Here is a 20554-nt window from a genome sequence, read left to right as displayed (position 1 = left end):
GGGCGCTTCGGCATACTCCGCGCCGGTTTGCCGAAAACGGTGTTTTCGCAGGCCCGGAGTTTTCGCATAGGCCCGCGCGCGCCGCGCCGGGCGGCTGGTTCAGGGAAGATCGAATGTTGCGTGCAGTGGCGCGTGTCTGTGCCGTCCTCGTCGCGTCCTCAACCCCCGTCATCGCCGCCGACGCGCCACCCGAGCCGGTGCCCTTCGGCGTCTCCTCCGCCGAGGTGGTGGCGGAGCGCGACGTGCCGCAGGCCTGCTTCACCTTCACCGACCGGCTGGAGAAGTCGCGCGCGGTGAACTACCGCGATTACGTGGAGGTGACGCCGGCGGGTGGTGGAACCGCCTTCGAGGGGACCGCCGTCGCCCGCGACCGCACGCTCTGCGTCGAGGGTCTGAAGCACGGGCAGAGCTACCGCATCACCCTGCGCGACGGGCTGCCGGGCAGCGACGGAAAGCGCCTGCCCAACCCCGACGCGCGCGACATCGAGGTGCCGAACCGCAAGCCGGCGCTGGCCTTCCGCGGGGCGGGCTACATCCTGCCGCGCATCGGCGCCGATGGGCTGCCGCTGCGCTCCATCAACCTCGACCGGGCCAAGCTCCAGGTGCTGCGGATCAACGACCGCAGCCTGGTGGAGAAGATCTATTTCGGCCGCATCGGCCAGCAGATGTCCGACCACGAGGTCGGCGAGATCCTCGACCGCTCCGGCCAGGAGGTGTGGCGCGGGGAAATGGCGATCAGCAACAGCCGCAACCAGGCGGTGGTGACGCCCTTTCCGATCGACGCCGTGCTGGGCCGGCTGGAGCCCGGCGTCTACATCGCCGTGGCCAGCACCGAGGACATCAAGCCCGGCGGCTGGGACCACAAGGCGACCCAGTGGTTCGTCGTCTCCGACCTGGGCCTGAACGCCATCACCGGCGAGGATTCGCTGGTCGTCTTCGCCCGCTCCGTCAAGGGGGCGACGCCGGAGGCCGGCGTCGAGCTGCGCCTGCTCGCCCGCAACAACGAGGAGCTGGGGAAGGCGCTGACCGGCGCGGACGGGCTGGCGCGATTCGACCTTACCGCCCTGCGCGCCGCCGGGCGGGAACCGGTGCAGGCGCTGTTCGCCTACCGCGGGGCCGGGGACTTCGGCTTCCTCGACCTCGTCACGCCGACGCTGGCCAACGCGCCGCCGGCGGCCGGGGCGCCGAACGCGGCGCCGGGCGGCGTCGCGGTGGCGGTCCCGGCGCGCCCGGTCCCCGGCCAGCCCGACGCCTTCCTCTACACCGAGCGCGGCATTTACCGCCCCGGCGAGACGGTGCATCTGGCGATGCTGCTGCGCGACGCCGACGCCAAGCCGGTCACCGACCGCCCCGTCACGCTGAAGATCCAGCGCCCGGACGGCTTCGAGGTGGACCGCCGTCCGCTCGCCGAATCCGGCGGCGGCAGCTTCGCCGCCCGCGTCGAGATCCCGGCCAACGCCATGACCGGCACCTGGGCCGTCACCGCCCACGGCGAGCCGGAGGCCGGGAGCCAGCCGAACACGATGGGACCGGTGCTGGGCCGCGCCGAATTCCTGGTCGAGGACTTCGTGCCGCCGCGCCTTGAGGTCGCCCTCGCCGCCGAGGCGGCGGAGCTTCCGGCGGACGGCAAGACGACCCTGACCGTCGACGGGCATTTCCTCTACGGCGCCCCGGCGGCGGGCCTGCCGGGCGAACTGGCGGTGACGCTGCGCGCCGCGGCAAATCCCTATCCGAACCTGCCCGGCTACCGCTTCGGCCTCACGCAGGAGGAGGTGAAGCCGCTGCGCAGCGACCTGCCGGGCTTCACGACCAACCGCAACGGGCAGGCCAAGGCCGACCTCGCGCTGCCCAAGGCGCCGGAGAGCACCAAGCCGTTGGAGGCGGTGGTCCGCGCCACCCTGCTCGACATCGGGGGCCGCTCGGTCAGCCGCGATCTGGTCCTGCCGGTGCGCCACCAGCCCTTCGCCGTCGGCATCCGCCCGCGCTTCGAGGGCGACGGGGTGCCGGAAGGCGCCACCGCCGGCTTCGACGTGGTGGCGGTCGGGCCGGACGGCCAGCCGATGGACAAGGAGGACCTCTCCTACGAGCTGTTCGAGGAGGAGTACGACTACGCGTGGTTCGAGGCCAACGGGCGCTGGGATTACAAGGTCACGGTGCGCGACCAGCGGGTGACCGGCGGCACGCTCGCCGCCCAGGCGGCCAAGCCGGCTTCCGTGGAGGCCCCGGTGACCGCCGGCCGCTACCGGCTGGAGGTGTTCGACCCCAAGACCGGCGTGGCGAGCAGCCTGCGCTTTGCCGCTGGCTGGTGGATGACCCCGACCGCCGGCGAGCGTCCCGATCAGGTGGACGTGACCGTCATGTTGCCCGCCTACAAGGGCGGCGACACCGCCTGGGTCTACGTCAAGCCGCCCTACGACAGCGAGGTGCTGATCACCGTCGCCGACCGCAAGATCCGCCACGCCTCGACCCGCCGCATCGGGCCGGAGGGGGCCTTCCTGGAAATCCCCGTCGATCCGACCTGGACCGGCGGCGTCTATGTGCTGGCGACCGCCTTCGGCGCGCCGGACGCCGCGGGCGGCCCGTCGAAGGGCGTGGCGCGGCGCGCCGTCGGCCTGTCCTGGCTGGCGGTGGACGGGGACGAGCGGGCGCTGGACGTGCGCGTCGCCGCCCCGGCGCAGACCGAGCCCCGCCGCTCCGTCACCGCCGAGGTGGTGGTGGAGGGCGCGCCGGAGGGCCAGCCGGCCTATGTGACGGTGGCCGCGGTGGATGACGCCGTGCTCCAACTCACCGACCAGCATTCGCCGAACCCGATCGACCATTATCTCGGCAAGCGCCGCCTGGGCGTGGAGCTGCGCGATTCTTTCGGGCGGCTGATCGATCCGGCGGTCCTCGACGCCGCCCGCACGCGCCCCGGCGCCGCCCCGCGGCTGCGTCAGGTCGGGGTCACCGTTCCGCAGAAGTCGGAGCGCGTCGTCTCCCTGTTCTCCGGCGTGCTGACCGTGGGGCCGGAGGGCAAGGTGGCGGTGCCGCTGGACGTCCCCGATTTCCAGGGCCGGCTGCGCCTGATGGCCGTGGCCTGGAGCGGTGACAAGCTGGGCCGTTCCGAATCCTCCATGCTGGTCGCCGATCCGGTGCTGGCCGATCTGGGCCTGCCGCGCTTCCTGGCGCCGGGGGACCGGGCGGTGGTCCCGGTGACGCTCGACAACGTCGCGGGACCGGCGGGCGCCTACAGCATCTCCCTGATTGCCAGCGGCGCCGTGTCGCTCGGTGAGGGCAACATCGCCGTGCCCGAGCTTGGCAAGGGCAAGCGGGCCGCCGCCGGGCGGGTCCTGACCGCCAACGGCGTCGGCACGGGCCACATCGCGCTGGACGTGACCGGGCCGGACGGCCTGCGCATCACGCGCCAGTGGGAAATCCCGGTGCGGCCGGCGTCGCCGCTGGTCACCCGCCGCACCGCCTCCATGCTGGCCCCGGAGCGCAGCGTCGAGGTGCCCGCCGACCTGCTGAACGGCCTGCGTCCGGAGACCGCGACGGCGGCCCTGTCGCTCGGCAACCTGCCGGACCTCGACATTCCCGGCCTGCTGACCGCCCTGGAGCGCGGCGGCCCCGGCGGGCTGGAGATGACCGCCAGCCGCGCGCTGCCCCTGCTGTCGCTGGGCGACGTGGCGGTGGCGCTGGGCGTCGCCTCGGACGAGCGGGTGAAGGCGCGGGTCCAGCGGTCGGTGGACCGGGTGCTGACCTTCCAGCGGATGGATGGCGCCTTCGCCGCCTGGTCGCCGAAGGGGGAGGCCGATTCCTGGCTGACCGCCTACGCGCTCGACTTCCTGGGCCGCGCCAAGGCCGCCGGCTACCGCGTGCCGGAGGGGCCGTATCGCAAGGGGCTGGACGGGCTGCGCGGCGCGCTCGACAACGCCTGGGTGGAGGCCGACGAGCAGCCGGCCCGTGCCTACGCGCTCTATGTGCTGGCCCGCGCCAAGATGATTGACGCCGGTGCGGTGCGCTACTTCCAGGAGACCTTCTGGGACAAGCTGCAGACCGACTTCGCCCGCGCCCAGGTCGCCACGGCCATCGCCGCGCTGGGCGACAAGGACCGCGCGGCGGAAGCCTTCGGGCGGCTGTCCGGCGCCCGCGTCGTGTCGGCCAGCCTGCGCGACTACGGCTCGTCCCTGCGCGACGAGGCCGGCGTGGTGGCGCTGATGGGCGAGAGCGGCGTGGTCGAGCGGGACCGTCTCAATCAGGCGACCGAACGCCTGTCCAAGACCTACGCCGCCGTCCGCACGACCGGCGTGCAGGAGCAGGCGTGGCTTCTCCAGGCGGCCAGGGCGCTGATCGACCGGGCGCCGTCGATGAAGATCGCCCAGAAGGACCAGCAAGGGGCCGATCAGGTCGCCGAGGGCGTCAAGCCGCTGTTCCAGCGCATCGACCCGGCGGCCCCGCCGGCCATCCGCAACGCCGGGGGCGAGCCGCTGCGCCAGATCCTGTCGGTGTCCGGAATCGCCGATGCGGCGCCGGGCGCGGAGGAGCAGGGCATGACCGTGACCCGCAGCCTGTTCGACATGACCGGCCGCCCCGCCGATCCGGGCGCCGTCCGTCCGAACGACCGGCTGGTGGTGATTCTGGAGGGCGGCGCGTCCGATCCGGTGGACCGGCAGGTTCTGGTGTCCGACCCGCTGCCCGCCGGCTTCGAGATCGAGGCCGCCCGCTTCGCCGGGGGCGGGGCGCCGCTGGGCGACCTGTCCTGGTTGGGCGAGCTGACCGCGCCGCGCGCCGTCGATTACCGCGACGACCGCTACGTCGCCGCGCTCGACATGACGAAGCAGGCGCCGCGTTTCCGGCTGGTCTATCTGGTGCGCGCGGTGACGCCCGGCGACTACGCCCAGCCCGGCGCCGTGGTGGAGGATCTCTACCGCCCGCACCAGTCGGCCCGCACCGCCGCGTCGCGCCTGCGCGTCCTGCCGGAGTAGGCGGACCGAACGCAAAAGCCCGACCGCCCGCAGTTCACGGGCGGTCGGGCTTTCACTTTTTCGAGGCTGGCCGTTCCGGTCCCCGCCGGTATCAGATGATCGTTTTGTGCTCGTCGTCGCGCTGGCGGGTGATGACCATCATGATGACCACCACGACCGCGAAGAAGGCGGTCAGCGCCACATAGAACAGCAACGCGACTCCGACGGTCAGGGTGCCGATCAGCACCATGGCGAGTATCCAGACGCCCAGCGATACGATGGCGCGCGACGACATCGGCTGTCCCAACCCTGCTTGCCGTTACTCCGGTTTGTCCTGCCCTGTGACCGGCCGTTGCGTCCGGCCGTTCATGGCCCGGGGTCGCCGGCGGCTTTTTGTTGAATGCCCCGAGCCTGCCATAGCTGGGGATGCTCACCGCCCGTGGCATGCTGTCACAGCGCGCCCGCGCCGCACCCCGGATGGGCACCGGGAGGGCGTCCGAATGGGAGCGGGCTGCCCGCTTGACAGCAAATGGCAAGCGCCTTACCTTTACGTAAACGTCAACCCGTGACGATTAAGGGCAATGACGATCAGGGGAAGGGTGGGGAATGTCGCAACCCGCAAGGTTGATGGGGCTGGGCACGCGCGCCGACGCCGGACTCGACCCCGGCGCGGACGGTGCAGGACGCTCCTTCGCCATCGGTGAGTTGGCCGACGAGTTCGGGCTGACCCACCGCACCATCCGCCATTACGAGGACGAAGGGCTGCTGGCGCCGGAGCGCGACGGCACCACCCGGGTCTACGGCCACCGCGACCGCGCGCGCCTCGCGCTGATCTGCCGGGGCAAGCGGCTGGGCTTCAGCCTCGCCGAGATCAAGGAATTCCTCACCCTCTACGACGCGGACGAGATCCAGAAGGAGCAGATGCGCTTCATGCAGCGCATCGCCCGCCGCCGCATCGCCGACCTGGAACGGCAGCTTCAGGACGTCCAGCAGACGCTGGGCGAACTGCGCATCATCGACACCCAGATCTCCGACCATTTCCGCAGGAACGGAATCACGGAGACGCAGACCACGGAGGACTCGCAACCATGACCTCGGCGCCTTTGACCACGCCCGCCATTCCGGTCGTCATCGCCGGCTACGCCCGCTCCCCCTTCGCCTTCGCCAACAAGGGCGAACTGGCGAAGGTCCGCCCCGACGACCTGCTGGCCCATGTCGCCGCGGCGCTGGTCGAGCGCACGGGCGTCAACCCGCAGGACATCGAGGATGTGGTCGTCGGCTGCGCCTTCCCCGAGGGCGAGCAGGGCATGAACATCGCCCGCACCGTGTCCTTCCTGGCGAAGCTGCCGCAGACCGCCGGGGCGACCACGATCAACCGCTATTGCGGTTCCTCCATGCAGGCGATCCATCAGGCGGCGGGCGCCATCCAGATGGGGGCGGGCGAGGTCTTCCTGTGCGGCGGCATCGAGTCGATGAGCCGCGTCCCGATGATGGGCTACAACCCGCTGCCCCATCCGGGCCTGAAGGACCATTATCCGGAAGCCTACTGCTCCATGGGCGTCACGGCGGAGAATGTCGCCCGCCGCTACGAGATTTCCCGCGCCGACCAGGAGGCGATGGCCGCCGAGTCCCACGCCAAGGCCGCCGCGGCCCAGCAGGCCGGCCGCCTCGCCGAGGAGATCGTCGCCATCCAGACCGCCGCCGGCCTCGTGGAGCGCGACGGTTGCATCCGCCCCGGCACCAGCGGCGAGACGCTGAGCGGCCTGAAGCCCGCCTTCCTGGCCGACGGCTCGGTCACCGCCGGCACCTCCTCCCCGCTGACGGACGGCGCCTCGGCGGTGCTGGTGACGACCGAGGCCTACGCCAAGGCCAACGGCCTGCCGATCCTCGCCCGCATCCGCTCGGTCGCGGTGGCCGGCTGCGCGCCGGAGGTGATGGGGCTCGGCCCGGTCCCGGCGGCCCAGAAGGCGCTGATGCGCGCCGGCCTCTCCATCCGGGACATCGACGTGATCGAGCTGAACGAGGCCTTCGCCGCCCAGGCCATCGCCTGCATGCGCGACCTCGACATCGACCCGGCCAAGGTGAACCTGGACGGCGGGGCCATCGCGCTCGGCCACCCGCTCGGCGCCACCGGCGCCCGCATCACCGGCAAGGCCGCGGCCCTGCTGAAGCGCGAGGGCAAGCAGTTCGCGCTCGCCACCCAGTGCATCGGCGGCGGCCAGGGCATCGCCACGGTCCTGGAAGCGGTCTGACGGCGGCGGCACAGGGAGGCACCAACCATGCAGATCAAACGCGCCGCCGTGATCGGCTCCGGCGTGATGGGCAGCGGCATCGCCGCCCATTTCGCCAACGCCGGCATCCCCGTCGTCCTGCTCGACATCCCCGCCAAGGAGGGTGACGACCGCAGCGCCATCGCCAAGGGGGCCATCCAGAGGCTCCTGAAGACCGACCCCGCGCCCTTCATGCACCCGAAGAACGCCCGGCTGGTGACTCCGGGCAATTTGGAGGACGACTTGGCCCTGCTGGCCGACGTCGACTGGATCGTCGAGGCCATCGTCGAGAACCCGGCGGTCAAGGCCGACCTCTACCGCCGCATCGACCCGGTGCGCAAGGCAGGCTCCGTGGTGTCGTCCAACACCTCGACCATCCCGCTCGGCGTGCTGGTCGAAGGGCAGTCGGACGCCTTCAAGCGCGACTTCCTGATCACCCACTTCTTCAACCCGCCGCGCTACATGCGGCTGCTGGAAATCGTCGGCGGCGAAGCCACCCAGCCCGACGCGTTGGCCGCCGTCGCCGACGTCTGCGACCGCGCGCTGGGCAAGGGCGTGGTCCGCTGCAAGGACACGCCGGGCTTCATCGCCAACCGCATCGGCGTCTATTGGATCCAGACGGCGATCAACGCCGCCGTCGATCTCGGCCTGACGGTGGAGGAGGCCGACGCCATCGTCGGCCGCCCCATGGGCATCCCGAAGACCGGCGTGTTCGGTCTGGTCGATCTCGTCGGCCTCGACCTGATGCCGCACATATCCGCGAGCCTGCTGGCGACCCTGCCGGAGAACGACCCCTACCGCGCCGCCTTCCGCGAGCACCCCGTCATCACCAAAATGATCGCGGAGGGCTACACGGGCCGCAAGGGCAAGGGCGGCTTCTACCGCCTGAACCGCGACGGCGGGGCGAAGGTCAAGGAGGCCATCGACCTGTCCACCGGCGCCTACCGCCGCTCCGACAAGCCGAAGCTGGAGAGCGTGTCCGCCGCTGGACGCGACCTGCGGGCGCTGGCCGACTTCCCCGACAAGACCGGGCAATACGCCCGCCGGGTGCTGGCCCACACGCTGTCCTACGCCGCGTCCCTGGTGCCGGAGATCGCCGACAGCATCGTCGCGGTCGATGAGGGGATGCGGCTCGGCTACAACTGGAAGCAGGGTCCGTTCGAGCTGATCGACCGGCTGGGCACCGCCTGGTTCGCCGACCTCTGCCGCAGCGAGGGCATCCCCGTCCCGCCGCTGGTCGAGCAGGCCGCCGGGCGGCCCTTCTACCGGGTGGAGGACGGCAAGCTCCAGCATCTGACCACCGCCGGCCTCTACGACACGGTGGTGCGTCCTGACGGCGTTCTTCTGCTGTCCGACATCAAGCGGGCGTCGAAGCCGGTGTGGAAGAACGGCTCGGCCAGTCTGTGGGACATCGGCGACGGCGTGCTGTGCGTCGAGTTCACCAGCAAGATGAACGCGCTGGATGGCGACATCATGGCCGCCTACGGCAAGGCGATGAAGCTGATCGGCGACGGGCCAAACAATAATAAGGGTGGCGACTGGAAGGCCCTGGTCATCCACAACGAGTCCGACAACTTCTCGGTCGGCGCCAATCTGGGCCTTGCCCTGTTCGCCCTGAACGTCGGGCTGTGGCCGCAGATCGAGGAGCTGGTGGAGGGCGGGCAGCGCACCTACCGCGCCCTGAAACACGCCCCCTTCCCGGTGGTGTCGGCGCCCAGCGGCATGGCGCTCGGCGGCGGCTGCGAGATCCTGCTGCATTCCGACCACGTCCAGGCCCACGCCGAGACCTACATGGGTCTGGTTGAGGTCGGCGTCGGGCTGATCCCCGGCTGGGGCGGCTGCACGGAGATGCTGGCCCGCCACGCCGCCAACCCCCGCACGCCGAAGGGGCCGATGCCGCCGATCGCCGGCGCCTTCGAGACCATCAGCCTCGCCAAGGTCGCCAAGTCGGCGGCGGAGGCCAAGGACCTGCTGTACCTGCGTCCCGGCGACGGCATCACCATGAACCGCGACCGCCTGCTGGCCGACGCCAAGGCCAAGGCGCTGGAACTGGCCGCGAATTACACCCCGCCCGAGAAGGTCACCTACACGCTGCCCGGCCCCAACGGGCGAGCCGCGCTGGAGCTGTTCGTCGAAGGCTTCGCGCTCCAGGGCAAGGCGACGCCGCACGACATGGTCGTCTGCGGCAAGTTGGCCGAAATCCTGACCGGCGGGCCGAAGGCCGACGTTACCCAGCCGATGACCGAGGACCAGATGCTGGCACTGGAGCGCAAGGCCTTCATGGAGTTGGTGCGCACCGAGGGCACCATCGACCGGGTGGAGCACATGCTGACCACCGGCAAGCCGCTGCGGAACTGATGGGGGAGGACTGAGCAATGCCGATCTACAAGGCTCCGCTGGAGGATGTCCGCTTCGTCCTCGACGAGATCGTCGGGGCGGGGAAGCTGGCCGAACTGCCGGGTTACGAGGACGCCACCCCCGATCTGATCGCCCAGGTCCTGGAGGAGGGCGCCAAGCTGTGCGAGGAGGTGCTGTTCCCGCTGAACCAGTCCGGCGACGGCGAGGGCTGCAGCTTCGAGAACGGCGTGGTGCGCACGCCCAAGGGCTTCAAGGAGGCCTACGCCACCTACATCGAGGCGGGCTGGCAGGGGCTGTCCTGCGACCCGGCCTATGGCGGGCAGGGGCTGCCCAAGCTGGTCAACACCATGCTGGAAGAGTTCATCTGCTCCGCCAACCTCAGCTTCGGCATGTATCCCGGCCTGTCGTTGGGCGCCTACAACGCGCTTTCTACATACGGGGCGCAGGAGTTGAAACAGCGCTTCCTCGGCCGGCTGGTGGACGGCACCTGGGCGGGGACCATGTGCCTGACGGAACCGCATTGCGGCACCGACCTGGGGCTGATCCGCACCAAAGCGGTTCCGCAGGAGGACGGCAGCTACAGAATCACCGGCACGAAGATCTTCATCTCCGCCGGCGAGCATGACCTGACCGAGAACATCCTGCATCTGGTTCTGGCGCGCCTGCCCGACGCGCCGGCCGGGACGCGCGGCATCAGCCTGTTCCTGGTGCCGAAGTTCCTGCCCAAGGATGACGGCACGGTCGGGCCACGCAACGGCGTCGCTTGCGGCTCCATCGAGCACAAGATGGGCATCAAGGCCTCGGCGACCTGCGTCATGAACTTCGAGGAGGCCACCGGCTGGCTGGTCGGCGAACCGCACAAGGGCATGCGGGCGATGTTCGTGATGATGAACGCGGCCCGCCTCGCCGTCGGCATCCAGGGGCTGGGGGTGGCCGAGGTCAGCTATCAGAACGCGGTGGCCTACGCCAGGGAACGGCTCCAGGGCCGCTCCCTGAAGGGCACGGCGCACCCCGACAAGCCGGCCGATCCGATCATCGTGCATCCCGACGTGCGGCGGAACCTGCTGACCGCCCGGGCCTACACCGAAGGCGCTCGCGCGCTCGGCGCGCTGGTCGGCTACAAGCTGGACGTGGCGGAAAAACACGCCGACGACAAGACGCGCCAGGAGGCGGACGAGTTCGTCCAGCTGATGACGCCGATCGTCAAGGCGCTGTTCACCGACATCGGCTTCGAGTCGGCCAACATCGCCGTGCAGGTCCATGGCGGACACGGCTTCATCTGGGAAACCGGCGTGGAGCAGTATGTCCGCGACGCCCGGATCTGCCAGATTTATGAGGGCACCAACGGCATCCAGGCGCTCGACCTCGTGGGGCGCAAGCTGCCGCAGGACATGGGCCGGCTGCTGCGCCGCTTCTTCCATCCCGTCAGTGCCGAGATCGAGGCCGACATGGAGAAGGAGGAATTGGCCGAGTTCGTCCTGCCGCTGGCCAAGTCCTTCGCCAAGCTCCAGCAGGCGACCGCCATCATCGCGCAGAAGGGGCTGAAGGACCCGGAGGAGGCGGGGGCCGCCGCCACCGACTATCTGCGGCTGTTCGGTCTGGTGGCGCTCGGCTGGATGTGGCTGAGGATGGTCAAGGCCGCCCAGGCGAAGTTGGTGGCGGGGGAGGGCAACGCGGCCTTTCTTGAAGCCAAGATCAGGACGGCCCGATTCTACATGGCGAAACTGCTGCCGCAAACGAACGCCCTGTTCATCACCATCATGGCCGGCTCCAAGCCTCTGATGGAGATGGATGAGGCCGCCTTCTGAGGATCAGCCTTACGGGGTCTATGTCTTTGGTCCGGGATCGGTGTATGCTGCACCGGTTCCGGCCTTTTCGTTTCGAGAGATGCGAAAGATAGAAAGTACGAAAACGACGGCTCTTTGTCATGATCAAGCCTATGGCTTGATACATTTGTGCTCACTTTCGTCATGGATGGACGATGCGCGAAGTGGATATTGCTGTAGCGCAGCAATGCTATTGCTCAGAGCCTGTTATGTGACAAAGGTTAAATTCGGGTTGTCCGACCCCACCGAATCGTGGTACATCTGATGTGTCATTACCCTGCATAAGGACTTTCTACACCTTTTGGAATTGGGTCATATGATGCTTGAAAATGACCTTCATTTTTTCCGAAACTGAGGGTCGGAACACTGGCCTTGTGTCAGGGCTGTACGTTCGGACCATTGAAAGCACTGAGTACGGGGGCACCACCAGATGAAAATCCTGATCGGAGACGACCATGTGCTTTTCCGGGAGGGATTGCGCAGGCTGCTGGAGCAGCTGAAGGAGGGTGCCAGCTTTGAGGAAGCCAGCAACTTTGATGAGCTTCTGGAAAAGGCTGGCAAGGGCGAGACCTACGATCTTGTCCTGACCGATCTGCGCATGCCCGGTTGGCCCGGCTTCTCCGGCATCCAAGACCTGCGGGGAAAGCAGCCCGACTCCAAGGTCGTTGTCGTGTCGGCGTCCGAGGCGCATCACGACGTCCGCGACGCGCTGGAGCACGGCGCCGCAGGCTACATCCCGAAATCCTCCAGCGTGAAGATCATGCTCAGCGCGCTGGATCTCATCTTCTCCGGCGGTGTCTATGTGCCGCCGACCGTGCTGCGTGAATCCGGGGAGGCCGAGGTGCGCGTCGGCGCCATTCCGCCCAGCGACCCGCAGCTCGACCATCTGCTGACCCAGCGTCAGCGCGAGGTTCTGGACCGCCTGCGCGAAGGCAAGTCCAACAAGCAGATCGCTCATGAACTGGGCCTGTCGGAGGGCACGGTGAAGATCCACATGACGGCGATCTTCAAGTCGCTGGGTGTGCGCAACCGCACCCAGGCCGCCATGGCCTTCCCGCAGTCGCACTCCGCCTGATCGTCTGGACCGACTGCCCAGACCAACCGTCCGGCAGTTCCACCTTTGAAAACGCCCGCGGGATCTCCCGCGGGCGTTTTCGGTTTTGAGCCGATGGTGGTGCCTTATCCCATTCCCGCCACGTAGCCGCGCAGGGACTCGACCTCCAGTTCCGCGTCGTCCAGCCGCGCCTTCACGATGTCGCCGATGCTGACCAGCCCGACGAGTTCGCCGTCCTCCAGGATCGGCAGATGGCGGATTCGGCGCTGCGTCATGACGCCCATGATCTGGGACACCGTGTCGGCCGGGCTTCCGGTGACGAGGTCGCGGGTCATCAGGTCGCCGACGGGCCTTTCCAAGGCGGTGGCCCCGTCCGCAGCCACGGCGCGGACAATGTCGCGTTCCGACAGGATTCCGGCGGGGCGGCCGTCGTCCCTCATCACCAGGACGGCACCGATTTTGTGATGGGCCAGCTTACGGGCGACCGCGTCGATCCGATCGTCCGGATTGGCGGTGATGATCTCCGTGCCCTTCCTTTTCAAGACGGCGGCAATGTGCATGGCTGTGCTTCCTCCCGCACGGATTCACGAAAGGGAATGCTCCTCCACTGTCGCCGCGCAAGGAAGTCGCAAAAAGGAACAGGCTGGATACCCCTTTCGGGGTAGCCGGCCTGAATTCCGCGGCCTCGCGAGGCCTCCCGCGGGGAGGCCCCGGAGAAGCCGATTAGAAGCGGTAACCGACGCCGATGCCGATCAGCCACGGATCGATCTTGACGTCCGAGGTGACCGGGACGCCGCTGACGTTGGCGGTCACGTCGGTCTTCAGGAAGATCTTCTTGACGTCGAGGTTCAGCGACCAGTTGCCGGTCAGGGCAACGTCGACACCAGCCTGAAGCGCCCAGCCGAAGCGGTTCTTGTAGTCGACGGTGTTGGCCGTGAAGCCGTCCGCGTTGGTGCTCCGAGCCGCGGTCTCGTCGTAGAACCAGGTGTAGTTGATGCCGGCGCCGACGTAGGGGCTGACACGCTCCTTCGTGAAGAAGTGGTACTGGGCCGTCAGGGTCGGCGGCAGCAGCGAGACCTTGCCCACGTCGATGTCGTTGCCGGTGATCAGCGAACCGGAAACCTTGTGACGGGTGGTGCCGGCGATCAGTTCCAGAGCGATGTTGTCGGTGATGAAGTAGGAGACGTCGAGTTCGGGAATGTAGTCGTTCTCGATGTCCACGCTGCCGATGTTGCTGCCGCCGAACGGACCGCCGCCGATCAGGTCACCATTCTCCTGCGGGATCACGGCGAGGGCGCGCGCGCGCACCAGGATGTCACCGGCGGACTTGCCCTTGAAATCCTGGGCCAGCGACGGGGAGGAAACGGCGGCGAGAGCCGTGGTCGCCAGCAGGGCGGCGGCGGCGCGCTTCAGGAAAGTCATGGGATTCGCTCCAGGGCAGAATTAGCTGATGTCGTTTTTTTGGCTTAATGCCTGGAGATGTATTACCAGAGTTTTTCTAGGGTTGCTATGCCGCCTCAACCAAAACGTCATAGTGAGGCGGCTTTGCAACAGCGACGAGTTGTCGCATGGACTGGAACTCTTAACGCGCTGGGGCCATGGAGGGTTGTGGGGACTGTGAGGGGACTTGCCCCAGGCAATTCTGTACGATCACGTAGCACTGGCCGAGTCGGCTTCCGCCACTGGAGGAACCGCCATAGACGATGCGCTCCACCGCGCCATTGCGCAGGGTGAAGGTCGCATCGCAGTCGACGCTTCTCACATCATAACCGTAGCCGCCCCAGGCGCCGTAGGGATAGCCCCAGTAGCCGCCGTAGCCGCCCCAGGACGGGTAGGAATACAGCCGGTTGCTGCGATAGGTGTAGAATTCCAGATCCCCGGCGGCGGCCTGCCGTTCCGGCACCCCGGCGCAGGACAGCAGTGTCTGCTTCGGCATGCCGATGAGCGCGTTCTGCGCGACCATCGCCTGATCGGCGGCCGGGTTGGCACAGCCGGCCAGAAGGCCGGTTGCCAGAAGAACCGCAACGAAACCGCATCCGCTCATCGTGCCGCGCATCGCCGTGTCTCCCGTCAGGGGCGCCGCAGCCGGGCCGGCGCCAGATCCTCCGCTCGCACGCCGAGGGCCGCGACCTCCGCCGGCAGGCCGCGTCCGGTGACCAGCGCCGCTGCGGTGCGGCCCATGGCCGGCGCCGTCTGGATGCCGTAGCCGCCTTGGCCGGCCAGCCAGAAGAAGCCGTCCGCGGACTCGTCGTAGCCGACCACCATCACCTTGTCGGCGACGAAGCTGCGCAGGCCCGCCCATTTGTGCGTGATACGTCGAACGGAAAACCGCACCGCCTGTTCCATGCGGTCGATGGCGACGGCGATGTCCAACTCCTCCGGTTGCACGTCGCAGGGCTCCACGGGCGTCTCGTCGGCGGGAGAGAGCAGCAGCCGGCCCGATTCCGGCTTCATGTAGAACTGTTCGTCCACGTCGATGGTCATTGGCCAGCCGGCGAGTCCCATCGCGTCCGCCGGGTCGGCGAAGACAGGATCGAAGGTGATGGCGGTGCGCCGCTTCGGCACCAGCCCGACGGGGCGTGCGCCGGCCATTCCCGCCAGAACGTCGGCCCAGGCGCCTGCGGCGTTGACCAGAACCGGCGCGGCGAAGTCACCGACCGGGGTTGAGGCGATCCACAGCCCGTCGCGCCGCTCCAGCGCCGTCACCCCGGCGTCGGTGACCAGCCGACCGCCGCGCGCCTTCAGCCCGCGCAGGTAGCCGCTGTGGATGGCGTGGACGTCCATGTCCATGGCCGCCGGCTCCCACACCGCGCCGTCCACGTAATCGGCCTTGAGGAAAGGGGCGCGGGCAAGAGTCTGGGCGCGGTCGAGGCGCTCCACGGTCGGGGTCAGCCGACGGCCCTCGGCGAAGTCGCGGTCCAGGGCGGCGGTCTGGTCGGCCCGCCCGATCAGCAGGACGCCGCGCGGGGTCAGGAGGGGATGTTCCGAAAAGCCGTCCGGCGGGTTGGTGTAGAAATCCCAGCTCGCCACCGTCAGCGCGCGGACCACCGGGTGCCCGTAGGTCTGGGTGTAGAGCGCCGCTGACCGGCCGGTGGAGTGGTAGCCGGGCTGGCTCTCCCGCTCCAGCACGGCAACGCTGCCGTGCGCCGCCAGCTCATAGGCCGCCGAGGCACCGGCCATGCCGCCGCCGACGATCAGGAAATCCACCCGTTCCACTCTGCCTCTCCCTTCCGGCACGATCAGCGGTCCGCTGCTTACCGGTTTATTTTATCTGCGGTGGAGGAAGGAATGAAACGCTCCACAACGCAACCCAGCATGTATACTGCGTGCAGAGGCCCCGAAGAGACAGAAGCCTGGAGAGACGGAAGAGAGTGAGCGCCATGGACCGCGTGCCTGCCGATCACGACTCAGACTTCTACACATGGACCCGAGAGCAGGCCGACGCCCTGCGCCGTGCGTCGGAAACCCGCGTCAACGTGCCCATCGACTGGGCGAATGTGGCGGAGGAGATCGAAGGCTTGGGCTCGGAGCAGGCGTTCGCCCTGGAAAGCGCGCTGATGCGGATCATGGAGCATCTGCTGAAGCTCCGCTTTTCTCCCGCACAGGACCCACGCGCGGGGTGGGAGGTCAGCGTCGGCAAACACCGGCGTGAGGCGCTTCGGCGGCTGAAGCGGAATCCCGGATTGAAGGGCAAGTTGGACGACCTGTTCCGCGACGCCTGGACCGACGCACGTGCAACGGCGGCTGAATCGCTCAGGGCCTATGACGGCATGGACGCGTCCGTTCTGCCGCAGGAATGCCCCTGGAGCATGGCGGAGGTGCTGGACACCGAACCCCTTTGAGCGCTGCCGCTCACGCCGCGCCGCGCAGTTCCTCGGCCTTCTGCAGGTCCACGCTGACCAGTTGTGACACGCCGCGTTCGACCATGGTCACGCCGAACAACCGATCAACCCGGGCCATGGTCAGGCGGTGGTGGGTGATGATGAGGAAGCGGGTGTTGCCCTCCCGCGCGATGTCCTCGACCAGATCGCAGAAGCGGCCGACATTGGCCTCGTCCAGCGGGGCATCCACCTCGTCCAGCACGCAGATCGGGGCGGGGTTGGAGCGGAAGACGGCGAACAGCAGTGACAGCGCGGTCAGGGCCTGCTCGCCGCCGGACAGCAGCGACAACACCTGCAGCTTCTTGCCCGGCGGGCTGGCGTAGATCTCCAGCCCGGCCTGCAGCGGGTCCTCGGCGTTGACCAGTTCCAGATGCGCCTTGCCGCCGCCGAACAGGCGGATGAACAGCTCCTGGAAATTGCGGTTCACCGTGTCGAAGGAGGCGACCAGACGCTCCCGCGCCTCGCGGTTCAGGCTGGCGATGCCCTGGCGCAGGCGGGCGATGGCGCTGACCAGATCCTCACGCTCGGTCTGCAGCGTGCCGATCTGCGTTTCCAGCTCCGCCGCCTCGATCTCGGCGCGCAGATTGACAGGCCCCATGTTCTCCCGCTCACGGGTCAGCTTGTCGAGGCGCGATTCCACGACCGCCACGTCGGGCATCGCCTCGTCGGGGGGCAGGTCGGCGGCGGCGCGGGTCTGCTCGGGACGGCAGTTCAGCCGCTCGGCGATGCGCTCTGTCAGGGTCTGGCCGTTCTGCAGAGCGGCGGACACGGCGGCCTCGGCGTGGGCGCGGGCCTCGCGGGCGTCGGCCAGACCGGATTCGGCCTGCTTCAGCAGCTTCTCGGTCTCGGCCAGCCGGTTCTCCGCCTCGGCCAGGGCGTCGGCGGCGCGCTTGCGGGCGCGCTCGGCCTCGCTGATCCGGCCGAGCAGGGCTTGGCGGTCGGCCTCGATCGCCGCCGGGCGGCTTTGCAACTGGGCGAGGTCGGTTTCGGCGGCGGCGGCGCGCTGCTTCAACTCGGCCACGCGCCCGCCCGCTCCGGCGGAGCGGGTGCCCCAGGAGGCGACGTCCTGCTGGATGGCGGCCAGGCGCTGGCGGCGGGACTGCGCCTCGCGGGTCAGGCGGTCCAGCGCGTTCTGCTTCTCGGCGAGGACGGCGCGGTGCTCGGCGAGCGTGGCGCGGCGATCGTTGACGGCGTCTCGTCCCTCGCGCGGGTCGGGCAGGGCGTCCAGCAGCTCCCGCGCCTCCTCCAGAGCGGCCTCGGCCTCCTGCCGGTCGGTCTCCAGCCGCGCGATGCCATCGATCACGGCTGCCAGCTTCGACGCGGCGGCGTCCGCCTCGCGGGCCAGCTTGGCGTGGCGGTCGCGGGCGGCGGTCACCCCGGCGAAGGCGTCGCGCACCGCGTCGCGGGCGCGGCGGTCGGCCTGTGCGGCCTCCTCGACGGCGCGCTTTGCCTCGTCCAGGGCGTCGCGGGCGACCTCCAGCCGCTCGTCGGCGAGGTCCAGCTCGCCGCGCAGTTCGTTCAGGCGGTTGCGCTGCTTCAGGCGGACGGCGGCGGCGGTCGGCGCGCCGGCCTGAACGGTCAGCCCGTCCCAGCGCCACGCCCCGCCATCGCGGCTGACCAAGGTCTGGCCGGGGGCGAGGCCGGCGGCCAGGGCCGCACCCGCCGCGTCGTCGGCGACCACGCCGATGTGCGACAGGGCGCGGGCGGCCGCCTCCGGTCCCTGGACGCGGGCGGCCAGTGGCTCGGCCCCGGCGGGCAGCGCAGCGGCATCGGGGTAGGGTGGCAGGTGGCGCCAGTGGACCGGAGCGGCCTCGTCCAGCGGGGCGGTCAGTGCATCGCCCAGCGCCGCGGCCAGGGCACCCTCGTAGCCGGGGGCGACGGTCACCGCGTCGACCAGCGGCGGGAACAGGTCGCCTGCCCCCGCGGAGAGAAGCTCGGCCAGCGCCCTTTCCTCTGCCTTCAGCTTGGCGCGGGCGGATTCGGCGGCCTGCAGGGCCTCACGGGCGCGGGCTTGGGCGGGTTCGGCGTCGGACTTGGCGCGCTCGGCCCGCTCGGCGGCTTCGCGGGCGTCCTCCAGCCGCTGTTCGGCCAGCTCGACGGCCAGTTCGGACTCGGCCACGTCGGCGCGGGCAGCGATCTCGCGCTCCAACGTCTCGCGCTGCGCCTGCTGTTCGGCGAGGCGCTTGGCGAGCCCGGATGTCCGCGTTTCAAAATCAGCGACCTGCCGCTGGGTGGCGGCACGGCGGGCCTCGTCGGCGGCCGTCTGCTCGGTCAGGCGGGTCAGCTCGCGGTCGAGAGCGTCCACCGCCTCCCGCGCGTCGGCCAGCGCCTCCCGCGCGGCCTCCTCCAGCATCTCCTCATCGGCCTGGGCTTCCAGCAGCCGGTCGCGCTCGGCCTCCAGCCTAGACAGGGCGTCGCCGGCGTCTGCCGCCAAAGCCTCCTCGCGGCCGAGGTCGCCGGCGATCTGCTGAAGGCGGGAGAGCAGGGCGCGCTGCTGCTCGGCGACCCGCTTCTCCTCGGCGTCGAGCTGTTCCTTGGCGATGACCAGCCGTTGCAGGGCGGCCGCGGCGGCCGCTTCGGCTTGGCGCTTTTCCGGCAGCCCGGCGGCGTCGTCGGTGCGGCGGGTGGTCAGCTGGGTGACCGCCAGCATCAGCTCCCGCACCGCGCCCTCGGCCTTGGCGAAGGCGCCGCGGGCGCGCGCCAGCTCGCCTTCATGGGCGATCCAGCGCAGGTGCCAGAGCACCGCCTCCGCCTTGCGGATCTGTTCGGAGAGGTTGCGGTAGCGGGCGGCCTGCCGCGCCTGCTTCTTCAGGCTCTGAAGCTGGGTGTCCATGGCCCCGATCACGTCGTCGAGGCGCATGAGGTTGGCTTCGGCCGCCTTCAGCCGCAGTTCCGCCTCGTGCCGGCGGGAGTGCAGGCCGGTGATGCCCGCCGCCTCCTCCAGCAGCATGCGGCGGTCCTGCGGCTTGGCGTTGATGATCTGGCCGACCTTGCCCTGGCTGACCAGCGCCGGGGAGCCGGCGCCCGAGGCGTTGTCGGCGAAGAGGAGCTGGACGTCGCGGGCGCGCACCAGCTTGCCGTTGATGCGGTAGTCGGAGCCGTTGCCCCGCTCGATCCGCCGCGTCACCTCCAGCTCGTCGTGCTCGTTGAAGCCGGCGGGGGCGGTGCGCGTGCGGTTGTCGATGAGAAGGGCGACCTCGCCCAGATTGCGCGCCGGACGATTGGCCGTGCCGCCGAAGATGACGTCGTCCATGTCGTCGCCGCGCATCCGCTTGGCGGAGGTTTCCCCCATCACCCAGCGCAGCGCCTCCACCAGATTCGACTTGCCGCAGCCGTTGGGGCCGACGATGCCGGTCATGCCCGGCTCGATCACCAGATCGGTGGCGTCGACGAACGACTTGAAGCCGGACAGGCGGAGGCGCGTGAAGTGCACGGAATCGAAGCCTTCTGCCCGGTCCTTACTTCACCAGCTTGTCGATGGCGGCGGCGAAGGTCTCGAAGGACTGCGCGCCGCTGATGGTGGCCGCGCCCTCGTTGAGGACGAAGGTCGGGGTGGCCTCCACCTTGTACTTGTCCTGGCCGACCAGCCGGCTCTGCAGGATGCCGTCGGCCAGCGCCTGGTTGGCCATGCAGGCGTTGATCACCTGCTCGCTCATGCCGGCGAGCTTGCCGTACTGGGCCAGCGCCTTGACCGGGTCGGCGGCGCGGCTCCACTGGCCCTGGCTCTTGAACAGCACGTCGAGCAGCGGGTAGTAGCGCTCCGCCGGGGCGCAGCGGGCCAGCATGGAGGCGCGCAGCGCCGCCTGATCGAACGGGAAGTCGCGGAAGATCAGCTTCGCCTTGCCGGTGTCGATGTAGGCTTCCTTGATCTTCGGCAGCGTCTCGGTGTGAAAGGCGGCGCAGTGCGGGCAGGTCATCGACGAATAGTCGAGGATGGTCACCGGCGCGTTGGGGTTGCCGAGCACCCGGTCGGCCAGCAGATCGGCCGTCGAGGGCGCCGGGGCCTGCGCCATTTGCACGGGCGCCGTCTGCACGGGCGGCTGCACCGGCAGAGTCTGCCCGTTCGACGGCCGGGAGCCGACGACGGCGAGCCCGATGATCAGCGTCATGCCGACCGCGATCAGGGCGGTGATGCCCAAAAGGTTGCGGTTCACTTTGGCCTCATCCCTACCAGATGTTGATGGTATAATCGAAACTCCCCTTTTGCGGCAAGAGTATGGCC

General features: G+C 69.3%; 14 protein-coding genes. 7 read left to right on the top strand and 7 right to left on the bottom strand.

What is annotated here, in order from left to right; translation table 11 throughout:
• Positions 1–113 precede the first annotated feature (113 nt).
• Positions 114–4964: an alpha-2-macroglobulin family protein gene (locus ACFPMG_RS03395; protein WP_376993813.1), complete on the top strand. Its 4851-nt coding sequence runs from the start codon at positions 114–116 to the stop codon at positions 4962–4964.
• Between the two features lie 91 nt (positions 4965–5055).
• On the opposite strand, the gene ACFPMG_RS03390 is transcribed toward ACFPMG_RS03395, so the two are convergent.
• Complete coding sequence (locus ACFPMG_RS03390) at positions 5056–5238, bottom strand: hypothetical protein (protein ID WP_376993812.1); 183 nt, start codon at positions 5236–5238, stop codon at positions 5056–5058.
• A 311-nt stretch (positions 5239–5549) separates the two neighbouring features.
• Here ACFPMG_RS03390 and ACFPMG_RS03385 point away from each other — a divergent pair, with 311 nt between their 5' ends.
• The 5 genes from ACFPMG_RS03385 (at position 5550) to ACFPMG_RS03365 (ending at position 12472) form a co-directional block, all read left to right on the top strand.
• Positions 5550–6035 (top strand): MerR family transcriptional regulator, encoded by a 486-nt coding sequence (locus ACFPMG_RS03385; protein ID WP_376993811.1) that lies wholly within the window; start codon positions 5550–5552, stop codon positions 6033–6035.
• Positions 6032–7195, top strand: coding sequence for a thiolase family protein (locus tag ACFPMG_RS03380; protein WP_376993810.1), 1164 nt, complete (start codon positions 6032–6034; stop codon positions 7193–7195). The genes ACFPMG_RS03385 and ACFPMG_RS03380 overlap by 4 nt, the downstream gene beginning before the upstream one ends.
• Positions 7196–7222: 27 nt before the next feature.
• Positions 7223–9571 carry a 3-hydroxyacyl-CoA dehydrogenase/enoyl-CoA hydratase family protein gene (locus ACFPMG_RS03375; RefSeq protein ID WP_376993809.1) on the top strand — a complete coding sequence of 783 codons (2349 nt, stop codon included), beginning with the start codon at positions 7223–7225 and terminating at the stop codon, positions 9569–9571.
• Between the two features lie 17 nt (positions 9572–9588).
• A complete protein-coding gene (locus tag ACFPMG_RS03370; RefSeq protein WP_376993808.1) occupies positions 9589–11379 on the top strand; it encodes an acyl-CoA dehydrogenase C-terminal domain-containing protein in 1791 nt (596 codons plus the stop codon).
• A gap of 448 nt (positions 11380–11827) precedes the next feature.
• On the top strand, positions 11828–12472 hold the full coding sequence (locus ACFPMG_RS03365; protein WP_014198344.1) for a response regulator: 645 nt from the start codon (positions 11828–11830) through the stop codon (positions 12470–12472).
• A gap of 104 nt (positions 12473–12576) precedes the next feature.
• Here the strand turns inward: ACFPMG_RS03365 and ACFPMG_RS03360 are convergent, their stop codons facing one another.
• The 4 genes from ACFPMG_RS03360 to ACFPMG_RS03345 form a co-directional block, all read right to left on the bottom strand.
• Positions 12577–13011, bottom strand: a complete 435-nt coding sequence (locus ACFPMG_RS03360; protein WP_376993807.1) for a CBS domain-containing protein — start codon at positions 13009–13011, stop codon at positions 12577–12579.
• Positions 13012–13174: 163 nt separating this feature from the next.
• Positions 13175–13873 (bottom strand): OmpW/AlkL family protein, encoded by a 699-nt coding sequence (locus ACFPMG_RS03355; RefSeq protein ID WP_376993806.1) that lies wholly within the window; start codon positions 13871–13873, stop codon positions 13175–13177.
• 160 nt (positions 13874–14033) lie between these two features.
• On the bottom strand, positions 14034–14495 hold the full coding sequence (locus ACFPMG_RS03350) for a hypothetical protein (RefSeq protein ID WP_376993805.1): 462 nt from the start codon (positions 14493–14495) through the stop codon (positions 14034–14036).
• Between the two features lie 26 nt (positions 14496–14521).
• The gene (locus ACFPMG_RS03345) at positions 14522–15667 is read right to left on the bottom strand and encodes an NAD(P)/FAD-dependent oxidoreductase (RefSeq protein WP_376993804.1); all 1146 of its coding nucleotides are present in this window, start codon (positions 15665–15667) and stop codon (positions 14522–14524) included.
• A gap of 164 nt (positions 15668–15831) precedes the next feature.
• Between ACFPMG_RS03345 and ACFPMG_RS03340 the strand changes: the two genes are divergently transcribed.
• Entirely contained in the window at positions 15832–16293 is a 462-nt protein-coding gene (locus tag ACFPMG_RS03340) for a DUF29 domain-containing protein (protein ID WP_376993803.1), read from the top strand.
• Positions 16294–16303: 10 nt separating this feature from the next.
• On the opposite strand, the gene ACFPMG_RS03335 is transcribed toward ACFPMG_RS03340, so the two are convergent.
• Entirely contained in the window at positions 16304–19765 is a 3462-nt protein-coding gene (locus ACFPMG_RS03335) for a chromosome segregation SMC family protein (RefSeq protein WP_376993802.1), read from the bottom strand.
• Positions 19766–19790: 25 nt separating this feature from the next.
• Entirely contained in the window at positions 19791–20486 is a 696-nt protein-coding gene (locus tag ACFPMG_RS03330; protein WP_376993801.1) for a DsbA family protein, read from the bottom strand.
• Between the last annotated feature and the right edge of the window lie 68 nt (positions 20487–20554).

Source organism: Azospirillum himalayense, from assembly GCF_042657465.1.
Lineage (GTDB): Bacteria > Pseudomonadota > Alphaproteobacteria > Azospirillales > Azospirillaceae > Azospirillum > Azospirillum himalayense.
The sequence above is the reverse complement of the archived record's forward strand: the minus strand, read 5'-3'. Positions and strand labels throughout refer to the sequence as shown.